The organism is Spirillospora sp. NPDC052242 (assembly GCF_040679555.1).
Classification (GTDB): domain Bacteria; phylum Actinomycetota; class Actinomycetes; order Streptosporangiales; family Streptosporangiaceae; genus Spirillospora.
Window position 1 is genome coordinate 45,068 of the sequence record NZ_JBFAUZ010000053.1, and the last position, 22,453, is coordinate 67,520.

A 22,453-nucleotide genomic window follows, 5' to 3' on the forward strand; every position below is an offset into this window, starting at 1 on the left:
TGCGCGGGGCCGAGCCGAGGATCAAATGGCGGTGTACCTCGCGTACAGAACCATCCCCGCGTGCGCGGGGCCGAGGCAATGCCGCCAAGGAGAGCGGATCCAAGTTCCGAACCATCCCCGCGTGCGCGGGGCCGAGGGATGACCGGGGCGCGCGGGTCAGGCCCGCGCGGAACCATCCCCGCGTGCGCGGGGCCGAGGACGAGGAGGAAGCGCTACGGCGCCGCGGCGCGGAACCATCCCCGCGTGCGCGGGGCCGAGGCCGCCGAACGGCTCCGGATCCGGAGAGCGGACGAACCATCCCCGCGTGCGCGGGGCCGAGGCGACGCTCGACGGCGCCCGCGCGCAGGGCCTGGAACCATCCCCGCGTGCGCGGGGCCGAGCCCTGCGCCGTCGACCCGGACCCGAGTGTCGGGGAACCATCCCCGCGTGCGCGGGGCCGAGTCACCGACCACGACCGCGCGCGCCTCGAACGCCGAACCATCCCCGCGTGCGCGGGGCCGAGAGCTTCACCCTGACGACCTGGATAGCGACCCGCGAACCATCCCCGCGTGCGCGGGGCCGAGGTGGCGCGTGATGCCCTCCTCGACACGGAGCGCGAACCATCCCCGCGTGCGCGGGGCCGAGGTGCGCATGCAGGCGACCAGGTCGGCGATCGACGAACCATCCCCGCGTGCGCGGGGCCGAGGCCGAGCAGGTGCAGGTGATGGGCCCGGCGCGGCGAACCATCCCCGCGTGCGCGGGGCCGAGTGGCTGCAGAGGAGTTCGAGGTGGGCCTTGGCCGAACCATCCCCGCGTGCGCGGGGCCGAGACCCGCCGCGCCCGCCTGGCCGACCTCGCGGCGGAACCATCCCCGCGTGCGCGGGGCCGAGTGCGTGCTGCGCCCGCGCCTCGGCCGCTCGGGGGAACCATCCCCGCGTGCGCGGGGCCGAGGCCGCGACGCTTGACCGAGAGGACGAGCCCCTCGAACCATCCCCGCGTGCGCGGGGCCGAGCAGCGCGGGCACGCCGCGTCCGGCCACACCCCCGAACCATCCCCGCGTGCGCGGGGCCGAGGCCGTCGAGGTCCCCGGGCGGAGCGTCAGCCGGGAACCATCCCCGCGTGCGCGGGGCCGAGGAGATCGCGGCCGGGTGCGCGGACCCGGCAGTCGAACCATCCCCGCGTGCGCGGGGCCGAGGACCAGCACAGCAGCGGCAGCGAGGGCGGCGAGGAACCATCCCCGCGTGCGCGGGGCCGAGCCGATCGTGTTCCACGTCGACGAGATCCAGAAGGAACCATCCCCGCGTGCGCGGGGCCGAGGCCATGGCGAACATCCTCGCCCGCGGCGGACGGGAACCATCCCCGCGTGCGCGGGGCCGAGTTCGCGATGGCTGCGTATCTGCCGTCCGTGGCGGAACCATCCCCGCGTACGCGGGGCCGAGTGGGACCCGCCGGGCGACACCGGGCAGAGGCGCGAACCATCCCCGCGTGCGCGGGGCCGAGCGGCTCAGTGACGAGGACGGGGCACCCATCGAGGAACCATCCCCGCGTGCGCGGGGCCGAGGCTTGCTGAGCTGGGACGTTAGCAGAGGGAGGGCGTGTTCTCATTTAGTTGCGTCGAGCAACCCACCCTTGTTGTCTTAGTCGACGATCTCAAGGTGTTGAGTCGCGAAGTCACAGGCGTCAGTTTGTCAGTGGGGGTGGCTACCTTGCCCGTTGTGACGCAAGCGGACCATGGACATGGCAGCCCGCCCCCAGACCTTGCCTCGCGCTCCGCTCCTCTGTCGCCGCTGGGTGCGCTCTGGGGTAAGAGTGCGAGCAAGGGCGGTGGACGCACCAACCTGTTGTTGCAGCATCTGCTCGACACTGCGGCGGTCGCAGAACTCGTGTGGGACCACTACCTGGCGCCGTCGCTGCGTCAGGCAGTCAATGACATAGCTGGCCTCGGGAGGGGGCGCCAGTTCTTCGCGTGGTTGTGCGGGATCCATGATTTCGGTAAGGCGACGCCAGCGTTTCAGCATCTGGACGATGTCGGCGCTGCGCGCGTTCGTCGGGCAGGGTTGACCTGGGATCAACGTGTGGTCCGGCGGCATCGCTGGAGGCACGATCGGGCAGGTGGGTGCCTGATCCGTGGGTGTCTGGCGGAGGCGGGGTGGTCGGAGACCAGCATCGACTGGGTGTGGCCGTTGATCGCAGGCCATCACGGGTTGTTCCCCACGCTCGGTGGGGCACAACCCGAGCCGCCACGTGTCGGCGGACGACTCCGGGGCCAAGGCCTGGAGTGGGAGAAGGCGCGGTTCGAGCTCCTAAACGCCTTCACGACCGCGCTGGGGTTCTCCGATGTCGCCGGCGTCGAGCCGGCCAACACTCCGAACCGTGCAGTGCAGTTGCAGCTCAGCGGGTTTGTGGTGATGGCCGACTGGATCGCCAGCGATCAGAAGCACTTTCGGGGTGTCGATTCGCTGGCCCGGGTCAGCATGCGGTGCGCTCGCGAACGGGCCGAGGCGGCGTGGCAGCGGTTGGGGTTGCGGGGCGGCTGGGGCGAACTCGCCGATCCAGGACCGGACGTCTTTCAAGCGCGATTCGGTGAGGAACCACGGCCTTCGCAGATGATGCTGGCGGAGGTCGCCCGTGAGATGGGTGCGCCTGGCTTGGTCGTGGTCGAGGCGCCCATGGGGGAGGGGAAGACCAAGGCTGCGCTGGTGGCAGCCGAAGTGCTCGCTGCTCGCTGGGGGATGGATGGCGTCTTCGTCGGGATGCCCACGCAGGCGACCTGCGACCCGATGTTCAGCAATGTCCGTTCATGGGTGGAGGCCATCGCCTCGGAGTTGGCGTCGCAGGTCGCGCTTCTGCACGGCAAGCGCATGTTCAACAAGCAGTGGAGGGAACTGCTCACCGACGACGCCACGCCGGACGACCGGTTCACCAGCGTGGACGAGGACGAGTTCGATCTCGATGACCCGTATGGCGCTTCCAGTGGGGGGTCACCGGGTGTCGTTCCGGAGCGACGTGCTCCGGCAGAGTGGTTCATGGGGTCTAAGCGTGGACTCCTTAGTCCGTTCGTCGTGGGGACGATCGACCAGTTGCTGTTCGCCGCCACTCGGACCAAGCACGTCATGCTGCGGATGGCGGGTTTGGCCGGCAAAGTTGTCGTGCTCGACGAGGTGCACGCCGCAGACGTGTACATGTCCCAGTTCCTGGCAGAGGGGCTGCGGTGGTTGGGGCAGGCCGGAGTGCCGGTGGTGCTCTTGTCGGCGACGTTGCCTCCGGCGCAGCGCCGAGCGCTGATGGCCGCCTACCTCGCGGGTGCCCAGTCCGTTGATGCCGTTGCGTCGGAGATTGCGGCGGTGCCGGAGCCCAGTGGTTATCCGAGCGTGACGGCAGTGTGGCGTTCCAACTCAGGCGTGGGCCACGTGGTGAAGGCGAGCCGGTCCTGGCGGAACGATCTGCGGGTAGCGGTCGAGATTCTCCCCGAGCCGTTCGATGACCAGGCGGATGGTCCAGACGAGCGCGCATCAGGTGAGCAGGTGGCCAGCCTGCTTCGGGAGCGCCTCGCCGACGGTGGGTGTGCCTTGGTCATTCGGAACACGGTGCCAAGGGCTCAGCAGACGTTCAATGCACTGCGCGAGGTGTTCGGTGACGAGGTCCGCCTGCTTCACGGACGACTCTGCGCGGCCGACCGCGCCGACCGGACGGAGGACTGCCTGGAGGTGCTGGGGCCTCCTGAGCCGGGCGGTTCTCCTCGTCCGCACCGCATGATCCTCGTGGCGACGCAGCTCGCCGAGCAGTCGTTCGACGTGGACGCGGATCTGCTGGTCACTGACTTGGCTCCCATGGACTTGTTGCTGCAGCGCGTCGGCCGCACCCATCGGCACGCCGGTGTGCGGCGGCCCGACGGGGTCAGTGACCCACGAGTGATCGTTACTGGGTTCGCCCCTCAGGGCGGCAAGCCTCCGCGCTTCGTGAAGGCGGCCGAGGCAATCTACGGTCGCTACCTGCTGCTGCGAACGGCTGCTCTGGTCTGTGCCGCTGCGGGGAAGCGCTGGTCGATCCCCGGGCAGGTGCCGCAACTGGTTACCGAGGTGTACGACCCCGAGTGTCCCGTCGTGCCCGCTTCATGGGAACAGGTAGATAGCGAAGCGCATACCGACTGGGCGGTTGAGCAGCGCACACGCGCAGAGAGCGCCGAACCTTTCCTGCTCACCCGGGCTGGCGAACATTCACGTCAAACCTTGGAAGGGCTTCACCGCGGAGGCACACAGGACGTCCTGCCCGACGAGCACCACCGCGCCATGGTGCGCGACGGCGATCGGAGCGTCGAGGTTGTCGTGGTGCGTCAGGACGACCGAGGGTTCCGCACGCTGTCGGGTAGATCTCTGGGGGTGCACGGGGACGCCTCCCGCGATCTCTTGGACGACGTCCTGGGCGGGACCGTGCGCCTGCCGTCCAAGCTCACCGATGACGCAGAGCAGGAACTCACTCCGCTCGACGGGTGGCGGGACGACCCGTGGCTGCGCTACAGCCGGGCGCTGCCCTTGGACGCCTCCGGACGGGCACGGGTCGGCGACCACACTCTGCGCTACGACGAGCTCCTCGGCCTGGTCGAAGAAGGCACACGTTGAGACGAGAGCGGAGCGGCCAAGGCCGCCCCGCTCTCCCCCGCGTACCGCGGGGCCAACTGTCAGCTCACACGAGATTGGGAGCCATCCCCTGCTCGGCCGGGGCCGCGACCTCCGCTTTGTCCAGCGAAAGGCCGCGTCCGGCCAACCTTGCCATATGACCGGCATAGCTCCTCAAGCCTCCCTATGGTCGTCCCATCTACACGAGATTGTTTATGAGGTGGACGATGTCGGGGTTCGACCTGGTCGACGACGCGTGGCTGTCCGTGCGCCTCGGTGATGCACAGACCACCGAGGAGTTCGGTGTGCTGGATGTGCTGCGCCGCGCGGGAGACGTCACAGAGATCGTCGTCGATCTCCCCACGCAGTTGCCGGCGCTGTTCCGGCAGGTGCTTCTCCCCATCGTCGTGGACGCGCTCGGGGTGCCGGACGACCGGCGGGCATGGGCCCGCCGGTTCACGCAGGACGGCTTCACGACCGCCGAGCTGGGCAAGATCGAGGCTTACCTGCAGCAGCACCGGGAGCGTTTCGACCTGTTGCACCCCGAGACGCCTTTCGCGCAGGTCGCGGGGCTGCGTACGGCCAAGGACGAGACCAAGGGGTCGGGGCTGCTGGTCGCGGTGGAGGCGACCGGGAACAACGTCCCGCTGTTCTCCGCGCGGACCGAGGGTGACCCTCCCGCCTTGTCGCCCGCGAAGGCGGCGCTGTGGCTGTTGCACGCCCAGTGTTGGGACACCGCCGCCATCAAGACCGGCGTCGTCGGGGACCCGCAGGCCAAGTCGGGCAAGACGACCGGTAACCCCACCGGGCCCTTGGGGCAACTCGGTGTGGTGATGCCAATCGGCCGGACGCTCTACGAGACGCTCCTGCTGAACGTCCCCATTGGTGTGCAGGAACGGCTCGGTGAACCGCAGTGGACCCGATCCATCGGGCCCGAGTGGGAGAGCCGGACGGCACGAGGCCTGCTGGACCTGTGGACCTGGCAGTCCCGCCGCATCCGGCTCGTGCCCGAGGAAACCGACGACGGGATCCGGGTCACCCGCGTCCTCGTCGCCGCCGGCGACCGGCTCTCCACGACCCCGGATTGGGAACCGCACACCGCCTGGAGAGCCGACCGGACATCGAAGAAGGCCAAGAAGTCCGCACCGTTGCGTCCCCTCCGGCACACCCCCGGTAAACAGATCTGGCGCGGAATGGAATCGCTCCTCGCGGTCGAGGCCAACGAGACCGCCTCCTTCCGGACGAGCGACCTTCTCGACCAGATTCGCGGCTTGCAGGCCGACGAAGCGATCGACGAGCAATACCCGCTGCGCGTGGAGACGTTCGGCATGGTCTACGGGAACCAGTCCGCGATCGTGGAGGACGTCCTGCACGATCTGACTCCGCTGCCGATCGCCGCGCTCCAGCCCGGCAGCGACGTCCACATAGCCGTGCTGGACGCTGTCGAGCAGGCGGAACAACTGGCCCAAGCCGTGAACTACCTGTCGGCGGACCTTCGCCGTGCCGCAGGGCTCGACCCCATTCCCTGGGACAAGGGGCAACGCCCGGGCGAGCGGTTGCTGCACCTGCTGGACCCGGTCGTCCGCCGCCTACTGCACGGACTGCAGAACGTCGCCGACGACGACGCCGTCGAGCGTGGCGTCCAAGCCTGGGAGGCGACCGCCCGCCGCCTGACGCTGCAGGTCGCCGACTCGGTGCACTCGACGGTCCCCGAGAGCGTCTTCTCCGGCCGTGAGAGCCGCAAGCCCGACGGGACCACGGTGCCGGGCCTGCCGCTGGGCGTCGCCGTGAACGACTTCTACGGACGCCTCAATCGCGTCCTTCCCCGCGCCGTCTAGAGCCGGCGCCGACCGCACACCCTCACTCCTCCGCGAGGCATCCATGACGCAGCGCTATTGGCACCGTGTCGACACCAACGGCACCTGGCTCTCCCACGACCCGAAAACGGGCCGTCCGCTGGGAGCACCACCGGGAGAAGACCTGGCCGCGTTGCGCGCCGGGCTGGGACGTCCGGCGGGGGACGTGCCACGCATGTGGCGGTTCTACACCTGCCCTATCGATGACCGGCTGGCACAGGTCGGCGAGGTGTCCATCGAGCAGCAGGCCGAGCATGCCGCCCTCGCCCTCTATGGGCTGCACCAGCAGTCCAAGAAGAAATCGATGCACCACCCGAAAGTGCCGCTGGGCAAGGCGCTGTACCTCTTGCGTGCAAGCAGCCGCTTCAGCGCGCAGGCCGTGGACGCGCGTGTCAACGCGGCCGCCACGACCACGGGTCCCGCACCGCTGCTGATGCGGCTGCGCGGCCTGATCGACCAGCTCCGCGTCATCGACCAGCCCCTCGACTACGACGGGCTCATGCAGCTGATCCACGACTGGCACTACGAGGACGGTCGCCGCAGAGCTCGCCGCCGCTGGGCGGTGGAGTACCAGGTCTGGGCGCAGCAGGACACCGACACCCCCGAAGCGCCCGCCTCCTGACCCGCAGACGCCGCGCCACTTCCCTCACCCACGATCTTCTCCAGGAGCCACCATGCCCGAGCACCAGTACGTCGAGTTCCACATCCTGCAGACCGTCCCGCCGGCCAACCTGAACCGAGACGACCAGGGGAACCCGAAGGAAGCCTTTTACGGAGGCGTCCGCCGATCCCGGGTCTCCTCGCAGGCGTGGAAGCGCGCCACCCGCATCGAGTTCGACCGGGACCTGCCCGAGGCCGACCAGTCGACCCGCACCAAGCAGATCGCCAAGCAGCTGGCCGAACGCATCGAATCGCGCACCGATCTGGTGGAAGAGCAGGCGCAGCGGCTGGCCGGGGCGTTGCTGGAGCCGCTGGGCATCAAGGCAGGGCGCAAAGCCGGCGACACCGCCTACCTGCTGTACTACGGCTACGGACAGCTCGACCGGATCGTCGACCTGGTCGCCGACCGCGCCACGGAGCTCGCCGACCTTCCCGACGACGCGCTGAGCGCCGCCGCCAAGGACCTGAAGATCGCCGACGAGCTCAAGACCGGCCATCCGATCGGGGTCGCCTTGTTCGGCCGCATGGTCGCCGACATCCCGTCCCTCAACGTGGACGCCGCCGCGCAGGTCGCCCACGCCCTGTCGACCCACCGAGTCGACCTCGAATCCGACTACTACACGGCGGTCGACGACGCCAACGAGGCCGACGAGACCGGCGCCGGAATGATCGGCAACATCGGCTTCAACTCCGCGACCCTCTACCGGTACGCCAACATCGGCGTGCACCAGCTCATCGCCAACTGCGGCACCGTCGACGCGGCGCTCGACGCCGTGCGCCGCTTCGGCCGCGCGTTCTCGCTGTCCATGCCGACCGGCCACATCACCTCCTTCGCCCACCGGACGAGGCCGAGCCTGGTGGCCGTCACCGTCCGCGACGACCAGCCGGTCAACCTGGTGTCGGCGTTCGAACGCCCCGTTTCGGCCACCGCCACGTCCGGCGTCGCCGCCGCGTCCGCCACCGAGCTCGCCAAGGAGTACCTGCGTTCGGTCCGGCAGTGGGGGGACCAGCCGTTCCACGCGGCCGTGTCGCACGCGTTCGACGACGACGCAGACCTCCCCCGCGCGTTCGGCGCCAACCAGTCCTTCGACCGGATGCTCGACGGCCTGGACCAGGCGCTGACCCGGGCATGGAAGCAGAGCTGAGGACCACCGCCATGGCCAACGACGAACCACACGTCCTGCTCCTGCGGCTCGCCGGCCCCCTCCAGTCATGGGGCGACCAGAGCCGCTTCAACCGCCGGGAGACCCGCCCCGAGCCGACCAAGTCCGGGGTCATCGGCCTGCTGGCGGCCGCGCAAGGACGCCGCCGCAACGAGCCGTTCGACGAGCTCCTCGGCCTGACCCTCGGGGTGCGCGTGGACCAGGCCGGGACCCTGCTGCGCGACTACCACACCGTCAGCGACTACCGGGGCCGGCCGCTGCCGCAGGCGGGCGTGAACGCCAAAGGCGTCCAGAAGCCCACATCGCCGGCCAAGCACACCCACGTGACACAGCGGTTCTACCTGCAGGACGCGGTGTTCGTCGTCGGCGTCGCCGGCCCGGCGGACCTGGTGACCTCGCTCGCCGGAGCCGTCCGCAGCCCCGCCTATCCGCTCGCGCTCGGGCGCCGCTCCTGCGTGCCGACCCAGCCGCTCGTCCTCGGCCAGCGCCCCGGGACGCTGCCCGAAGCACTGCAGAGCGAGCCCTGGCAGGCCGGGCAGGCCGCACGCCGAGAATTCCAGCGCCGCCACGGCCGTCCGGCCCACATCCAACTGTCCGCGACGATCGAATCTCCCGATGGAGACGACGTCGTCCACGACGTGCCACTGTCATTCGATCCGCGTGGTCGCCGCTTCACCAGTCGGCGCGTCTCCCACTCCTGGATCTCGGCGCCCACTGGTTTTTCCGACCCCGACGGACCCGTCAGCGAAGACCACAACCCCTTCGCGCTGCTGGGCTGGTGAATCGACGATGCCTTACCTGTCACGCGTCCGCATCAACCCGCTGCGCAAGGAATCGCGCACGCTGCTGGCCAACCCACGGGCCATGCACAGCAACGTCTGCGCCGCCGTCCCGGCCACACCCGACACCGAACGATCGCTGTGGCGCCTGGACACCGACAACGACCACCGCCCCTACCTGGTCGCGCTCACCGCGTCCAAACCCGACTGGACCCACCTGGTCGAAGCCGCCGGCTGGCCCGCAGCAGACGAAGACCACTACACCGTCGCCGACTACTCCCCCCTCTTGGCGCAACTGGCAGTGGGCCGCGAATTCAACTTCCGCCTGACCGCCAACCCCGTGCAGAACACTTCCCGCCCCATCAAGCAGACCGACGTCCAAAAGAAGCAGCTCGCCCAGGGCACCCGCAGATCGTTCCGCATCGGACACCGCACCGCGGAAGCCCAACTCGCCTGGCTCCTGGCCCGGGCAACCAAGCACGGCTTCGAGATCCTGCCAGCCCGCACCGATCCGGGGCTGCCCGACCTCCCCCTCGAGGACTCCACGCCTGCACCCGACGTCCGGATTCTCAACCGCGACCGTCTGTCCTTCAGCAAGAAGTCGCACAAGCCGGTCGTCCTGCACACCGTCACCTTCCAAGGCCACATGCGAGTCACCGACACCGAACTCCTGAGCCGCGCCCTCCTGCAGGGAATCGGCCCGGCGAAGGCATACGGCTGCGGCCTGCTCACACTCGCCCCACGAGGCGGACACTGAATGGCCGACATCTGGTGGCGCGCACACCCGCACGACCTGCACCGCCTCGAAGACCGCGTCTCCAGCGTCTACGTCGAGCGAAGCCACGTCGACCGCGACGAGAACGCAGTTGTCGTCATCAACAAACGCGAAACCGTCCGAATCCCCGCGGCCCTGGTCGCCGTACTGCTGCTCGGCCCCGGCACACGCATCACCCACGGCGCGGTCAACCTGCTGGGCGACTCCGGCACCGCGATCTGCTGGGTCGGACAGCAAGGCGTCCGCCTATACGCATCCGGCCTCGGACCCGCCCGCGGCGCCGGACTGCTGCACCGCCAGGCGTACCTGGTCACCCGCCCCAAAGAACGCCTGAACGTCGCCCGCGCCATGTACGCCATGCGCTTCCCCGGCGAAGACGTCTCCACCGCGACCATGCAGCAACTACGGGGCCGCGAAGGCACCCGCATCCGCAAGCTCTACAAGGTCCACGCTCAACGCACCGGCGTGGACTGGACCCGCCGCGAATACAAAGCCGGCGACGCCCACGCAGCCGGCGACGACCTCAACCGCCTGCTGTCGGCCGCCAACGCAGCCCTCTACGGCGTCTGCCACGCCGTCATCGTCGGCCTGGGCGCCAGCCCCGGCCTCGGGTTCGTCCACACCGGATCGGCGCTCTCCTTCGTCCTGGACATCGCGGACCTGTACAAGGCCGAATACACCATTCCGCTCGCCTTCGACCTCGCCGCCCAAGGACTCACCGAAGAACGCGACGCACGCACCGGCCTACGCGACCTCATAGCCGAAAACCGACTCCTGGGCCGCATCGTGCACGACGTCAAAACGCTCCTCACCCCCGACGAAGCAGCCCGCATCCCCATCGACGAAGACATCAACCAGCTCTGGGACGAACAAACCGGCGCCGTCCCCGGAGGACTCAACTGGTCGGGCACCGAAGACCTCATCGACCCGGGCATGGGCACCCAGCACGTCGCCATCATCGGCCCCGAGTTCGACCCGCCCACCGACAAACCCGCCCCGACCACATGACCACCGTCATCGTCCTCATCGCCGCCCCCGAAGGACTCCGAGGCCACCTCACCCGCTGGATGGTCGAGGTCCACGCCGGAGTCTTCGTCGGCAACCCCAGCCGCCGCATCCGCGACCGTCTATGGGAACTGCTGGCCACCCGCATCGGCGACGGCCAAGCCATCCTCGTCGAACCCGCCACCAACGAACAAGGCTGGGCCGTCCGCACCGCCGGCAAAGACCGCTGGCGCCCCGTCGACTTCGACGGCCTCATCCTGACCGCCCGACGGAGAAACCAACTAAACGAAAACCGCCCATCTCCCGGATAGAACCGCAGGTCAAAAAGGGTCGGCCCCGCGCACGCGGGGATGGTCCGGACTGGCTGACCGCGATGCGCGAGGCCGGGCTGTCGGCCCCGCGCACGCGGGGATGGTCCGAACGAGTGGGGGCGAGTCCCGGCCGAGATGTGGTCGGCCCCGCGCACGCGGGGATGGTCCTTGAGCTTTTCGGTCAGCCAGTCGATGACGCCGGTCGGCCCCGCGCACGCGGGGATGGTCCCGTGGTGCCCTGCCCGGTGATCCCCGGCATGGGGTCGGCCCCGCGCACGCGGGGATGGTCCGGGCGATGTCGGGACCGTGATGCGGCCGGTGTAGTCGGCCCCGCGCACGCGGGGATGGTCCTGCGTCTCCGACAGCGGCCGAAGCGTGATCGTCGTCGGCCCCGCGCACGCGGGGATGGTCCGCCAGCCGCCCCGCAGGAGAACGGCGAGCCGCCGTCGGCCCCGCGCACGCGGGGATGGTCCGTGCTGGCACGGCCGGTGGGTTCTCCACCGCGTGTCGGCCCCGCGCACGCGGGGATGGTCCCGCGTTCTGCCCGATCGCGTCCCACCGTATTGCGTCGGCCCCGCGCACGCGGGGATGGTCCCCGGATGGGGCCGCCCGCCGATGCTGACTGGAGGTCGGCCCCGCGCACGCGGGGATGGTCCCCAGACCCAATCTCTGGAAGGACCTGAACAGATGTCGGCCCCGCGCACGCGGGGATGGTCCTAGCGACGGGGTTCGCCGCGGCGTCTCCCGGGCGACCATCCCCGCGCACGCGAGGATGGTCCCTGTCCCGCGCCCACGGCATCGCCCACCAGAACGTCGGCCCCGCGCACGCGGGGATGGTCCGAGAGCGAGCGGCTCGCTGCGATCCGCGCCCGCGTCGGCCCCGCGCACGCGGGGATGGTCCTTCCCGGTAGTCGGCGGTCAGGTCCAGGAAGGCGTCGGCCCCGCGCACGCGGGGATGGTCCGTCGGCGGCGCCGGTCAGCAGCGCCGTCAGCTCGTCGGCCCCGCGCACGCGGGGATGGTCCCACCTACGAGTTCACCATCGAGTTGCAGGAGGAGTCGGCCCCGCGCACGCGGGGATGGTCCTGGCACAGACGGTCCGGCTCACGTGGGACGGCAGTCGGCCCCGCGCACGCGGGGATGGTCCCCGCGCCGCCCTCGACATCTACAAGCGCTGCGTGTCGGCCCCGCGCACGCGGGGATGGTCCCAGGCTGCCGCGCGGCGAGCGGACATCGAGGCCGTCGGCCCCGCGCACGCGGGGATGGTCCGTGCGAGGCGTGCGGCAGCTCCGATTTCGAGAGGTCGGCCCCGCGCACGCGGGGATGGTCCGCCAACGCCCTCCTATACGCGGGCCGGGCCGGCGTCGGCCCCGCGCACGCGGGGATGGTCCCCCGCGGGTCCTCGAGAACTACCGGTTCTGCCGGTCGGCCCTGCGCACGCGGGGATGGTCCGTCCTGCACCAGGCCGAGGCCGTCGGGCATTCGGTCGGCCCCGCGCACGCGGGGATGGTCCGACCACCGCGCGGATCGTGATGAACGGCCCGGCGTCGGCCCCGCGCACGCGGGGATGGTCCGACCGAGGACGAACTCCACGAAGCGCGGACTCGGTCGGCCCCGCGCACGCGGGGATGGTCCGCACGGTGTTCCGGTCCCTCGGGTGTATTCGAGGTCGGCCCCGCGCACGCGGGGATGGTCCGCGGCAACATGGCCCCATGGACCAGGGGCAGAAGTCGGCCCCGTGCACGCGGGGATGGTCCACGTGCCGTCCAAGCCGACGTGGGCCCCCGCATGTCGGCCCCGCGCATGCGGGGGCGGTCCCGTACGGTTGACGGCGGCTGAGCCATCCCCCCGCTGCCCATGGGATGGATGGTCACTCAGTCACTCTGCGCATACAGTTCCCAGACCTGGACGTGCGGCGGTTGGTGAGCACGAGGTGGGCACGAACTGCAGTGGATTACGGTGTATCGGGGTGCATCACATGGACGCTGAGCTGGGGAAATGTGGACTCGTCGATACGGCAAACCATGCCAGAGTAAGCCTGGAATGGTACTGCTAATGCGGTTTGGGTTCACGCCCATCCGGGGTTCAAATCCCCGATCCTCCGCCACCTGACCAGGGGCTTCGCCGAAAGCAAGATCTTCGGCGAAGCCCCTGGTCTGTTTTAGCGGCCCGTTTTCCTCGCCTGGTGCGCACATGGTGTGCACAGGACGTCGGAGTGCCCGGTCAGGCGACTCCGGTCACGTTGCTGCGGCGCTCCAGTAGCACCACGTCGCGCCACCGGCCGTGATGGCGGCCGACCCGCTCGCGCACCCCGACCGTCCGGAACCCCGCGTTTCGGTGCAGTCGCAGGCTCGCGGCGTTCTCCGGGAAGATTCCTGCCTGAATCGTCCAGATGTCGGCCCGTTCCGTTGATGCGATGAACGCGTCCAGGAGGGCGGTTCCGATGCCGCGGCCGGCCGCGGTCGCCGTCACGTAGAGGCTGTGCTCGACGACCCCCGCGTACACGCTCCGTCCAGACACCCGGGAGCACGCCACCCAGCCGAGCACCTCGCCGTCCGCCTCCTCCGCGGCGACGAACCGGTGCTCGTGCAGCTTCCCGGCGTCGAAGTCCGACCACGACGGCGCCGCCACCTCGAAACTCGCGTGCCCGGTGTCGAGTCCCTCCTGGTAGATCTCCAGGACCCGGCCGGCGTCCGCCTTCCGCATCTCCCTGATGATCGCCCCTTCCATATCAAGACGTATACCGGATCATCCGGCGGCTTGGCCGGATTCGCCGTTACCGGTCGTCTGCTCGACCTCGAATACGGCGACCGCAGGCTGAACCACTTGCTGCTCGCCGGTCCGCACGGTCGCGTCGCCGAGGTCGGCCTGGGGTTAGGGGAGGGAGCGGCGGGCTTGGGCTCGGGTGCCGGGGTCGGGGTCGTTCAGGGCTTCGGTGAGGGCCGTGCGGGCGCCGGGGTGGTCGCGGGCCCACTGTTCGAGTGAACGGATCGCGGTGCGGCGGACGCCGACCATGGGGTCGTGCAGGGCGTGCATTAGTCGGGGGACGGCCGTGTCCGGGGGCGTGCGGGAGAGGGCGGTGACGGCGTGCCGCCGGACCTGCCAGTTCGGGTCGTCGAGGGCCGAGAGCACCTTGGCCGTGAGGTGTTCGGACGGGCCCAGTTCGGCGGCGGCGTCCAGGGCGGCGATCCGGACGGCCGGGTCGTGGTCGTCGAGGAGGTGCGCCACGGCGGGCAGTCCGTCGGGGTGCGCCAGGCGCGCCAGGCCGTCGGCGACGGCCACGCGGACTTCGCGGGCCGGGTCGTGGGCGGCCTCGATCATCCGGGTGACGGCGTGCAGGACGATGAGGCCGAGCACGGCCTGTACCCGGGCTTGGACCTCTCCGTCGTCCAGGCCGCGCGCGTACAGTTCGCCGGCTCCCTCGGTCAGCTTGGCGAGGAGGTCGGCGGCGGTTTCGCGGACGTACGGGTCACGGCCACGGGTGGCGAGTTGCAGGGCCTCGACGCCGTCGTCGCCGAGGTAGACCTCGGGCAGGTCGCGCAGGGCGGTGGCGGCGAGGCGGCGGACGTCCGGGTGTTCGTCGGCCAGGGCCCGGGCGAGGACGTCGCCGGTGCCGCGGGGGCCGCGTCTGCGGCGGGCGCTCGCTATCAGGCGGGTGAGGGCGGCTCGGCGTACTTCGGCCTCGGGATCGCGCAGGTACTCCTCGAGGTCTTCGAGGCGGGGGTTTTCGAGAAGGCGCAGTTCGTCGATGCGGGCGGGCGATTTGTCGGTGATCGTCATGGTGGGCCTCCGGGAGGTCGGACACGGCTGCGGGTCAGCGGCGCGGACACAGCGCGCCGGCCTGCCGTCGGAGATCGACGTGCAGTCGCGCGGTGAGGACCTCACTCGGATTCACCCTAGGATCGTGAACCAAGGAAGCCTATTAAGTCAATCTGGTAAGTAGGGATTGGCTGGCGGCACGATCTCCCCCACGGCGGACTCGGTGTCCAGGCGGACGACGGTCGGGGCGCGCTCGCACTCCCATGTGGTGACGTTCGCGAAGGTCGTCCCGTCGTGGTGCCAGAGGCCGCCGTCCTGGTGGACGTGCCCGAACAGGTGCAGCCTCGGACGGACGTGCCGCACGCGGGCGCGGAGGTCCGCGCAGCCCTCGCGGCCGGGCATGGCCCCCGCGTCGCCGATGCCGAGCGGGGGGCCGTGCGTGATCAGGACGTCGATCCCGGCGGGGATCAGGGCCCATTTCTCCGCCAGGGGACGGCCGCGCGGGAGGTTGAACGCCCACTCGTTGAACTCCGGCTGCCACGGGCTGCCCCAGAAGGAGACGCCGTCGATCACGGCTCCGCTGTCTTCGAGGTAGACGATTCCCCGTTCGGCGAGGACGGCGCGGGCGCGTTCGGGGTCGTCCGCGAACATCCGGTCGTGGTTGCCGGCGACGACGATCTTCGTCCGGTGCGGGAGGGCGTGCATCCAGTCCGCGGCGTCCTCGAGTTCCCGGAGGTCCTCGCCGCGCCTGCACAGGTCGCCCGCGTGCACCAGGACATCGCCCTCGGGGACGGCGAGTTCGTGGTGGAACGTGTGTGTATCGGCGACCGCGACGATGCGCACCCCGCGATCTTACCGCCGCCTGCGGCCGGGGGCCGGCGCGGTCAGGGCAGGGATCGGCGCAGCCTGTCGAACCGTTCCGTGGGCCAGTTCCTCAGGACGTCCCAGGCCGGGGACAGTTGGGGGTCCCCGTCTTCCGACGCGTCGAGGAAGGCGCGCATGAGCGGGAGGTCTGCCCGGCGGTCGCCGCGGAGGCCGAGCGCGCGTGCCGCCTGGACCACGACCCGGGCGTCGCGATCGTCCAGTCCTTGGGCCAATGCCTCGCGGACGGCGGGGGTGTCCGCCCCGGTGTCGCCGAGCGCGAGCATTCCCAGCCGCCGGACGTGCGCGTCCCGGTCCCGGCAGAGGGCGAGCAGGGTCTCGATCGCGGTGGTGTCGTCGGCGGGCGCGAACTGCCAGAGCGCGGCCGCGACGGCACTGCGGCCGCTTCGGCGGCGAGGGCGAAGGTCTCCGCGTCCTCGCGCGCGGCCAGGGCCATCGCGGGGAACCAGCGGCCGACGTGGTCCGGGTCGTCGTGCGCGAGCGCCCTGGCCATCAGCTCGCCGAACGGCACGCGGACGCCGAGCGCCCGCTCCAGTTCGGTGGCCACCGCGGCATGGCCCGTCCGGATCTCCATGCGCCCGCGCGGTGCGAGCATCCGGATCGTCTCGGACGAGCCCAGCCCTTCGTCGTCCGCGGCTTCACGCTCGACGGTCACCGCGTCCGTGGGCGCCGCGCCGAGGCGTCGGCGCAGCTCCGCTTGCGGGTCGACACCGAGCCACGCCCGCGCCATGTCGAGAGCACTGCGGCCCCGCTCGTCCCGCAGATACGTGCGGGACGAGCGTCCGAGGAGTTCGAGCACGGCTCCGATGGCGCCCGCGTCCGCGGCGAGCATGAGCGCGGTGGCGCCTCCCCGGGAGCGGCGATCCGGGTCGGCTCCGCCGGCGAGGAGGAGGGCGACCATCGGCGTGTCGGCGTTCGCCGCGGCCCGCCCGAGGAGGGTGGTGCCGTCGCCGTCGACCGGTAGGCGACATGGCGGAAATGTGCCGCAGGACCGCGTCGTCCGTCCCGGCCGGGGACGTCAGGCGACGGCGGTTCCTTCGAGTTCGACCATCAGGTCGGGGATCGCCAGGCGCGTCACGCCGAGCATCGTGGTGGACGGCGCCGCCCCCGCGGCGCCCAGGCGTGCGGCGAGGACGCCGTAGTGCTCGAAGAGCCGGTCGACGTCGGTGGTGTAGACGTTGAGCCGGACCAGGTTCTTGAGGGACATGCCGGCTTCGCCGAGCACGGCCTCCAGGTTGTCGAGGCTCAGCGCGAGCTGCGCCGCCATGTCGCCGGCGTGCCGGGGCTTGCCGTCGCCGCTCATCGCGGTCTGCCCGGCGCAGTAGAGCGTCCGGGTGTTCCCGGTGACGACCTCACCCTGGTTGTAGCCCAGCTCCGCCGACCACGCCCACGGGTTGACCGCCGTTCGTTCCATCGCCATGCCGGCTCCCTTCGATGCGCCGTACGGGGCCCGGTGGCCGCCGTTCTCCGGTCGCGTCGAGGAGCCTTCCAGTGAATCACGACATCCTGTGTCGTGTATTTCGGTAGCGTTCGCGCATGCGCGCCGACCGGTTGGTCTCGCTGGTGCTGCTGCTGCGGCGGCACGGCCGGCTGACGGCGACGGCGCTGGCCCGCGAGCTGGAGGTGTCGACGCGCACGGTGCTGCGCGACATCGAGGCGCTGTCCGCGGCGGGCGTCCCGGTCTACGCCGAACGCGGACGGCACGGCGGGTTCGCGCTGCTGCCGGGTTTCCGGACCGAGCTCACCGGCCTGAACCACGACGAGGCGCTCGCGCTGCTGGTCGCCGGGTCGCGGCGCGGCGCGCAGGTGTTCGGGCTCGGTTCGGCGCTGGCGTCGGCGATGCTCAAGGTCGTGGACGCGCTGCCCGAGAGCCAGCGGGACGCCGCGGCGGGTGCGGCCCGGCGGCTGCTCATCGAGCCGGAGACCGACCTGCTGTCCCGCCGGGCGTCCGCCGAGGAGGTGCCGGACGCCGTGGCGGCGGAGGTCCGGCGCGCGGTGTTCGCCGGGCGCAAGCTGCGCATCCACTACGCGGCCGTGGGGCAGGCGCCGGAGTGGCGCACGGTGGACCCGATCGGCCTGGTCACCGTGCGCGGCCAGGGCTACCTGCTGGCCACGAGGTCCGGTGCGGACCGCACCTACCGGCTGTCCCGGGTCGTGGCCGCGGAGGAGCTCGCCGAGCCCGCGCAGCGGCCGGACCGGGTCGATCTGGACCGGGCCTGGCAGGAGCGCGGCACGCGGTTCCGGACGGGCGGCGACCAGGTGGTCGTGCTGGCGCGGGTCCATCCGGAGCGGCGGGAGGACGTGGCGGGCACGGCGCTGGCCGTCCTCGCCGAGGAGACCGACGCGGACGGATGGCTGCGGCTCGAGGTGTCCTTCCAGGATTCGAGGCACGCCGTGTGGGCGCTGTGGCGGCTCGCGGCGAGCGCGGAGGCCCTGTCCCCGCAGTGGTTGCGCGACGCCCTCCGCGACCGGGCCGCGGCGATCGCCGCCTTCTACGAGACCGAAGGATGACGGTGCGCCGCGGTCGTCGACGGTCACCGCATCCTTGGGGAGTCGCCGGGTAGGCCGTGCGTGTGGCTTCCCAGTCAGACGCGGGTGTCGAGCCGGTGACGGCGGCGTCCCCCAGACGAATCCCGCTGGCGGTGTCGACCCAGGCTTGGCGCGACGTGGCCTTCCTGCACTGGCCCTACGCCCCGGCCGACCTCGGGCATCTCGTCCCGGCGGGCACGAGGCTGGACGTCCGGGACGGGACGACCTGGCTCGGCGTCGTGGGCCTCCGGTTGACGGGCGTCCGTCTCGGCGGGCTGCTGCGGATGCCGTACCTCGGTGATTTCGACGAGCTCAACGTGCGGCTGTACACCGTCGGCGAGGACGGCCGGCGCGGCACCGTCTTCCTGGCGATGGAGGCGGGCCGCCTGGCCGTGGTCGCCGCGGCGCGCACGCTGCTGCGGCTTCCGTACGCGTGGTCGGCGGTGACCCGCCACCGCTACGGCGACGTCGTCGGTTACGACTCCGCCCGGCGCGTCCCCGGGCCCGCGGGCGCCGGCATCGGGTTCACGCTGCGCATCGGGGACCGCCACCGGGCGGACGCCGTGGAGGAGTTCGTCACCGCGCGCTGGGGCCTGCACACTCCCTGGTACGGCATGCCGCTGTACCTGCCGTTCGCCCACGAGCCCTGGCCGCTCCACCGCGCCGAACTCCTCGACTTCGCCGACGACGGCCTGTTCGCCGCCGCCGGCGTGCCGGCGCCGCAGGGGGCGCCGACGAGCGTGCTGTACGCCCCCGAAGTGCGCCCGCGCAGCGGTCCCCCGCTACCGGCCGTCGCGAGGCGCCGGGCTCCGGCGGGACGGCGGGCGGCCACGGGGATGAGTAGGACGCCGTCTCGGGGTATCTGACGTCGCATGTTGCGAACTCTGGGGGAGGGGCTCGTCGCCGGGACGGCCGGGGTCGCGGTGATGACCTTGGGCGAGCGCGTCGAGCAGCGTTTCACGGGCCGTCCCGACTCGCACGTCCCCGGGCGGACGATGCGACGGCTGACGGGCATGCCGGACCCGCCCGGACGGCGCCCCACGGCGGCCAACTGGGCCATGCACGTCGGGCAGGCGGCCGGGCTGGGGGTGCTGCGCTCGGTCATGGCGCACGCGGGGCTGCGCGGTCCGTGGTCGTCGGCGAAGTTCGCCGTGGTGCGGGTGACGGCCGACCAGATCTTCGAGAACGCGACCGGCGTGGGCGCGCCGCCGCAGACGTGGCCCCGGCGGGAGCTGGCGGTGGATCTGCTGCACAAGTCCGTCTACGCGTTCGCGACGGGGCTGGTCGCGGACGTGCTGGCCGCCCGGTCGGGGCCGGGCCCGGGGCAGCGCCACGCCGCCGTGCGTCCGGGGCGTCACGCCGACGCCGGGCCGGTGCCCTGGGGCGGACGGTCCGCGTAACCGGCGGCGCTCGAAGGTGCGGAGCTGTTCAAGGTCGCGTCATGGCCCCGTTGGCGGGGTGTCGTCGCTGATCAGCGGGGCAGGGCAGCAGCGACCGCGGTCGGCGGCACGGTGTTTCGCGGGGTCCGGCGGGTGGGCCGCCAGGCGCGCGGCGGTCGCGTGCTCCGGCTCGTTCGGGAGCCGCTGACCCGGCCGTCCGCCGATCATGCCCGCATCCCAGGAGTGACGATGACCGATGTGCGAAGCCCGTCCGGGCCGGCGAGTTCCCTGGTCCCGCCGCCCCGGACGTCGCGCGGCAAGATCATCGCGGACTGGCTCAGCACCACCGATCACAAAAAGATCGGCTACATGTACCTCGTCGCGTCGTTCACCTTCTTCTCCTTCGCCGGGATCCTGGCGCTGGTGATGCGCGGCGAGCTGGCGGAGCCGGGACTGCAGGTGGTGAGCAACCACCAGTACAACCAGATGTTCACCATGCACGGCACGATCATGATGTTTTTCTTCGCGACCCCGCTGTTCGCGGGGTTCGCCAACGTCATCATGCCGTTGCAGATCGGCGCGCCGGACGTGGCGTTCCCCCGGACGAACGCGCTGAGCTTCTGGCTGTTCCTCTTCGGCGCGCTCATCGCGATCGCCGGGTTCCTGACGTCGGACGGCGCCGCGAGCTTCGGCTGGACGGGTTACCCGCCGCTGTCGGACGACATGCGGTCGCCCGGGTACGGCGGGCACATGTGGGCGCTCGGGCTCATCATGTCGGGTGTCGGGACGATCCTCGGCGCGGTCAACTTCCTCACCACCATCGTCGCGATGCGCGCCCCGGGGATGACGATGTTCCGGCTGCCGATCTTCACGTGGAACGTCCTGTTCACCTCGACGCTCGTGGTCCTGGCGTTCCCGGTCATCGCGGCCGCGCTCGCCGCCCTGTTCGCCGACCGGGCCCTCGACACCCACATCTACGACCCGTCCCACAACGGCGCGCTCATGTGGCAGCACCTGTTCTGGTTCTTCGGGCATCCCGAGGTGTACATCGTGGCGCTGCCGTTCTTCGGCATCATCACCGAGGTCATCCCGGTGTTCGCCCGCAAGCCGCTGTTCGGGTACATCGGGATGGTCTTCGCCAGCATCGCCATCACGGGCCTGTCGATGACCGTGTGGGCGCACCACATGTTCACGACGGGCGCGGTGCTGCTCCCGTTCTTCTCCTTCCTGTCGTTCCTGATCGCGATCCCGACCGGCATCAAGTTCTTCAACTGGGTCGGCACCATGTGGCGGGGCCAGATCGTCCTGAAGACGCCGATGCTGTGGGCCGTCGGGTTCCTGGTGACGTTCCTGTTCGGCGGCCTGACCGGCGTCATCCTCGCCTCCCCGCCGCTGGACTTCCACGCGCACGACTCCTACTTCGTCGTCGCGCACTTCCATTACGTCCTGTTCGGCACGGTGGTGTTCGCGATGTTCGCCGGGTTCTCCTTCTGGTGGCCCAAGTTCACCGGGAGGATGCTCGACGAGCGCCTCGGGAAGATCCACTTCTGGATGCTGTTCATCGGGTTCCACACCACGTTCCTCGTGCAGCACTGGCTGGGCGTGAACGGGATGCCGCGCCGGTACGCCGACTACCCGGACGAGTTCTCCACGCTCAACCTCGTCTCCTCGGCGGGCGCCGCGCTGCTGGGCCTGTCGACCTTCCCGTTCCTCTTCAACATCTGGCGTACCGCCCGCAAGGGCCGCGACGTCGGCACCGACGACCCGTGGGGGTACGGCAACTCCCTCGAATGGGCGACGTCCTGCCCGCCGCCGCGCCACAACTTCGACGCGGTCCCGCGGATCCGCACCGAACGTCCCGCGTTCGACCTGCACTACCCGCACCTCACCAAGGAGCAGCTGCGCGCGGGCAAGGCCGGCGGGACGCCTGGGGGCCGGTGACACCGGACGGGCGACGGCGCGTGACCGGGCAGTGACCGGGACGACAGCGCGGTGGGGAAGCGTGGGCGGTGTCCGTGCGGGACGCGTCCACCGGGGTGACCCGGCGGGCGGGCCCGCTTCCACCACGAGACACGCCGGCCCCCGGGCCGTCCGACCACGTGAGTCTCGCCGTCGAGGCGGCGGGACGGATGGGAGAACGTCATGCACGCCACCGCGAGAGCGGCCGGCGGCGGGCTGGCCGCCGCCGTCGTCGCCGCCGGCCTGCTGGTCATGGGGGCCGCCGCCCCCGGATCGGCGACCGCCAAGCCCGAACCCGCCGCCACGCAGGGCGCCGCCGCCGTCCTCAAGGGCGGCCAGACGCTGCCCGGCATGCAGTCCCTCGAAGGCAAGGCCGCCTCCAAGCGGATCGTGCTGAAGGGCTGGGAGTACGACGGGCTCTGGGCGAACAACATCGCCTGGGGCGCCAACGTCCGCATCCACTCGGGCCGCTACGGAGCCTTCACCGAATGCAGTGACGGCAGCACGCGCTACGGCCCCAAGCAGGGGCCCGGGTACTGGCAGTTCGGCGGGAACTGCCACGGCGCCGGCCACCTGACGGGCTACGGCGTCTACGGCAGCGGCTGACCGGCGGGGTCACCGCCCGCCGCGGCCCCGGCCGGGGCCCCCCCGGCCCGGGGGGGGCCGGGGGGGCCCGGGGGGGGGGTGGGGCCCGTTCCCCCGTTTTTGGTGGGTGCCTGTTCGTGGGCGGCGCCCCGCGCGGGGGCCCCCGAGCCGCTCGGTGAGCTGGGCCGCCACCTCGCCGGGAGCACCCGGGGCCGCGG

At 71.2% G+C, this 22,453-nt stretch carries 19 protein-coding genes, 1 pseudogene and 2 CRISPR repeat arrays (1 of these 22 only partly in view); of the genes and pseudogenes, 13 read left to right on the forward strand and 7 right to left on the reverse strand.

The features are described from left to right. A CRISPR array of direct repeats spans window positions 1-1,540; the repeat unit is 28 nt; unit sequence GAACCATCCCCGCGTGCGCGGGGCCGAG (it extends 2,209 nt beyond the left edge of the window). 154 nt (window positions 1,541-1,694) lie between these two features. The 8 genes from cas3 to cas2e all read left to right on the forward strand — a co-directional run bounded on the left by cas3 (window position 1,695) and on the right by cas2e (window position 11,144). Next, entirely contained in the window at window positions 1,695-4,598 is a 2,904-nt protein-coding gene (gene cas3, locus AB0L25_RS33495; RefSeq protein ID WP_500176767.1) for a CRISPR-associated helicase Cas3', read from the forward strand. A 224-nt stretch (window positions 4,599-4,822) separates the two neighbouring features. Further along, window positions 4,823-6,433 carry a type I-E CRISPR-associated protein Cse1/CasA gene (casA, locus tag AB0L25_RS33500; protein WP_500176768.1) on the forward strand — a complete coding sequence of 537 codons (1,611 nt, stop codon included), beginning with the start codon at window positions 4,823-4,825 and terminating at the stop codon, window positions 6,431-6,433. A gap of 43 nt (window positions 6,434-6,476) precedes the next feature. After that, window positions 6,477-7,073 (forward strand): type I-E CRISPR-associated protein Cse2/CasB, encoded by a 597-nt coding sequence (casB, locus tag AB0L25_RS33505; RefSeq protein WP_500176769.1) that lies wholly within the window; start codon window positions 6,477-6,479, stop codon window positions 7,071-7,073. A 52-nt stretch (window positions 7,074-7,125) separates the two neighbouring features. Then, a complete protein-coding gene (cas7e, locus tag AB0L25_RS33510) occupies window positions 7,126-8,256 on the forward strand; it encodes a type I-E CRISPR-associated protein Cas7/Cse4/CasC (protein WP_500176770.1) in 1,131 nt (376 codons plus the stop codon). An 11-nt stretch (window positions 8,257-8,267) separates the two neighbouring features. Continuing rightward, window positions 8,268-9,056 carry a type I-E CRISPR-associated protein Cas5/CasD gene (gene cas5e, locus AB0L25_RS33515; protein WP_500176771.1) on the forward strand — a complete coding sequence of 263 codons (789 nt, stop codon included), beginning with the start codon at window positions 8,268-8,270 and terminating at the stop codon, window positions 9,054-9,056. 7 nt (window positions 9,057-9,063) lie between these two features. Beyond that, window positions 9,064-9,810 (forward strand): type I-E CRISPR-associated protein Cas6/Cse3/CasE, encoded by a 747-nt coding sequence (cas6e, locus tag AB0L25_RS33520; RefSeq protein WP_378297068.1) that lies wholly within the window; start codon window positions 9,064-9,066, stop codon window positions 9,808-9,810. Then, window positions 9,811-10,836, forward strand: a complete 1,026-nt coding sequence (gene cas1e, locus AB0L25_RS33525; RefSeq protein WP_500176772.1) for a type I-E CRISPR-associated endonuclease Cas1e — start codon at window positions 9,811-9,813, stop codon at window positions 10,834-10,836. Then, on the forward strand, window positions 10,833-11,144 hold the full coding sequence (gene cas2e / locus AB0L25_RS33530) for a type I-E CRISPR-associated endoribonuclease Cas2e (protein ID WP_500176773.1): 312 nt from the start codon (window positions 10,833-10,835) through the stop codon (window positions 11,142-11,144). The genes cas1e and cas2e overlap by 4 nt, the downstream gene beginning before the upstream one ends. 18 nt (window positions 11,145-11,162) lie before the next feature. Further along, window positions 11,163-12,960: direct repeats of the CRISPR family, unit length 28 nt; unit sequence GTCGGCCCCGCGCACGCGGGGATGGTCC. A gap of 405 nt (window positions 12,961-13,365) precedes the next feature. On the opposite strand, the gene AB0L25_RS33535 is transcribed toward cas2e, so the two are convergent. From AB0L25_RS33535 to AB0L25_RS33565, 7 genes and pseudogenes are all read right to left on the reverse strand, one after another. Continuing rightward, the gene (locus AB0L25_RS33535) at window positions 13,366-13,848 is read right to left on the reverse strand and encodes a GNAT family N-acetyltransferase (protein ID WP_500176774.1); all 483 of its coding nucleotides are present in this window, start codon (window positions 13,846-13,848) and stop codon (window positions 13,366-13,368) included. Window positions 13,849-14,016: 168 nt separating this feature from the next. Next, entirely contained in the window at window positions 14,017-14,922 is a 906-nt protein-coding gene (locus tag AB0L25_RS33540; protein ID WP_500176775.1) for a HEAT repeat domain-containing protein, read from the reverse strand. A 34-nt stretch (window positions 14,923-14,956) separates the two neighbouring features. Continuing rightward, window positions 14,957-15,037, reverse strand: coding sequence for a putative leader peptide (locus tag AB0L25_RS33545; protein WP_425248272.1), 81 nt, complete (start codon window positions 15,035-15,037; stop codon window positions 14,957-14,959). Between the two features lie 32 nt (window positions 15,038-15,069). Beyond that, window positions 15,070-15,744, reverse strand: coding sequence for a metallophosphatase domain-containing protein (locus tag AB0L25_RS33550; RefSeq protein ID WP_500176776.1), 675 nt, complete (start codon window positions 15,742-15,744; stop codon window positions 15,070-15,072). A gap of 41 nt (window positions 15,745-15,785) precedes the next feature. Further along, window positions 15,786-16,232 carry a HEAT repeat domain-containing protein gene (locus AB0L25_RS33555; RefSeq protein ID WP_500176783.1) on the reverse strand — a complete coding sequence of 149 codons (447 nt, stop codon included), beginning with the start codon at window positions 16,230-16,232 and terminating at the stop codon, window positions 15,786-15,788. A 287-nt stretch (window positions 16,233-16,519) separates the two neighbouring features. Next, a pseudogene (locus tag AB0L25_RS33560) lies at window positions 16,520-16,684 on the reverse strand (ankyrin repeat domain-containing protein); the annotation flags it as partial. 117 nt (window positions 16,685-16,801) lie between these two features. Next, window positions 16,802-17,197, reverse strand: coding sequence for a RidA family protein (locus AB0L25_RS33565; RefSeq protein ID WP_500176784.1), 396 nt, complete (start codon window positions 17,195-17,197; stop codon window positions 16,802-16,804). Window positions 17,198-17,319: 122 nt separating this feature from the next. On the opposite strand from AB0L25_RS33565, the gene AB0L25_RS33570 reads away from it, so the two are divergent. From AB0L25_RS33570 to AB0L25_RS33590, 5 genes are all read left to right on the forward strand, one after another. Further along, window positions 17,320-18,294, forward strand: coding sequence for a helix-turn-helix transcriptional regulator (locus AB0L25_RS33570; RefSeq protein ID WP_500176777.1), 975 nt, complete (start codon window positions 17,320-17,322; stop codon window positions 18,292-18,294). A gap of 62 nt (window positions 18,295-18,356) precedes the next feature. Further along, the gene (locus AB0L25_RS33575) at window positions 18,357-19,178 is read left to right on the forward strand and encodes a YqjF family protein (RefSeq protein WP_500176778.1); all 822 of its coding nucleotides are present in this window, start codon (window positions 18,357-18,359) and stop codon (window positions 19,176-19,178) included. A gap of 6 nt (window positions 19,179-19,184) precedes the next feature. Then, on the forward strand, window positions 19,185-19,712 hold the full coding sequence (locus AB0L25_RS33580; RefSeq protein ID WP_500176779.1) for a hypothetical protein: 528 nt from the start codon (window positions 19,185-19,187) through the stop codon (window positions 19,710-19,712). 228 nt (window positions 19,713-19,940) lie between these two features. Then, window positions 19,941-21,632: an aa3-type cytochrome oxidase subunit I gene (gene ctaD, locus AB0L25_RS33585; protein ID WP_500176780.1), complete on the forward strand. Its 1,692-nt coding sequence runs from the start codon at window positions 19,941-19,943 to the stop codon at window positions 21,630-21,632. A 201-nt stretch (window positions 21,633-21,833) separates the two neighbouring features. After that, window positions 21,834-22,256 (forward strand): hypothetical protein, encoded by a 423-nt coding sequence (locus tag AB0L25_RS33590; RefSeq protein ID WP_500176781.1) that lies wholly within the window; start codon window positions 21,834-21,836, stop codon window positions 22,254-22,256. The last annotated feature ends 197 nt before the right edge of the window (window positions 22,257-22,453 follow it).

Excerpts from the sequence above, each read along its gene's own strand:
- casA (WP_500176768.1), top strand. The coding sequence starts at position 4,823 with ATGTCGGGGTTCGACCTGGTCGACGACGCGTGGCTGTCCGTGCGCCTC.
- casB (WP_500176769.1), top strand. The coding sequence starts at position 6,477 with ATGACGCAGCGCTATTGGCACCGTGTCGACACCAACGGCACCTGGCTC.
- cas7e (WP_500176770.1), top strand. The coding sequence starts at position 7,126 with ATGCCCGAGCACCAGTACGTCGAGTTCCACATCCTGCAGACCGTCCCG.
- cas5e (WP_500176771.1), top strand. The coding sequence starts at position 8,268 with ATGGCCAACGACGAACCACACGTCCTGCTCCTGCGGCTCGCCGGCCCC.
- cas6e (WP_378297068.1), top strand. The coding sequence starts at position 9,064 with ATGCCTTACCTGTCACGCGTCCGCATCAACCCGCTGCGCAAGGAATCG.
- cas1e (WP_500176772.1), top strand. The coding sequence starts at position 9,811 with ATGGCCGACATCTGGTGGCGCGCACACCCGCACGACCTGCACCGCCTC.
- cas2e (WP_500176773.1), top strand. The coding sequence starts at position 10,833 with ATGACCACCGTCATCGTCCTCATCGCCGCCCCCGAAGGACTCCGAGGC.
- AB0L25_RS33535 (WP_500176774.1), bottom strand. The coding sequence starts at position 13,848 with ATGCGGAAGGCGGACGCCGGCCGGGTCCTGGAGATCTACCAGGAGGGA.
- AB0L25_RS33540 (WP_500176775.1), bottom strand. The coding sequence starts at position 14,922 with ATGACGATCACCGACAAATCGCCCGCCCGCATCGACGAACTGCGCCTT.
- AB0L25_RS33565 (WP_500176784.1), bottom strand. The coding sequence starts at position 17,197 with ATGGAACGAACGGCGGTCAACCCGTGGGCGTGGTCGGCGGAGCTGGGC.
- AB0L25_RS33570 (WP_500176777.1), top strand. The coding sequence starts at position 17,320 with ATGCGCGCCGACCGGTTGGTCTCGCTGGTGCTGCTGCTGCGGCGGCAC.
- AB0L25_RS33580 (WP_500176779.1), top strand. The coding sequence starts at position 19,185 with ATGTTGCGAACTCTGGGGGAGGGGCTCGTCGCCGGGACGGCCGGGGTC.
- ctaD (WP_500176780.1), top strand. The coding sequence starts at position 19,941 with ATGACCGATGTGCGAAGCCCGTCCGGGCCGGCGAGTTCCCTGGTCCCG.
- AB0L25_RS33590 (WP_500176781.1), top strand. The coding sequence starts at position 21,834 with ATGCACGCCACCGCGAGAGCGGCCGGCGGCGGGCTGGCCGCCGCCGTC.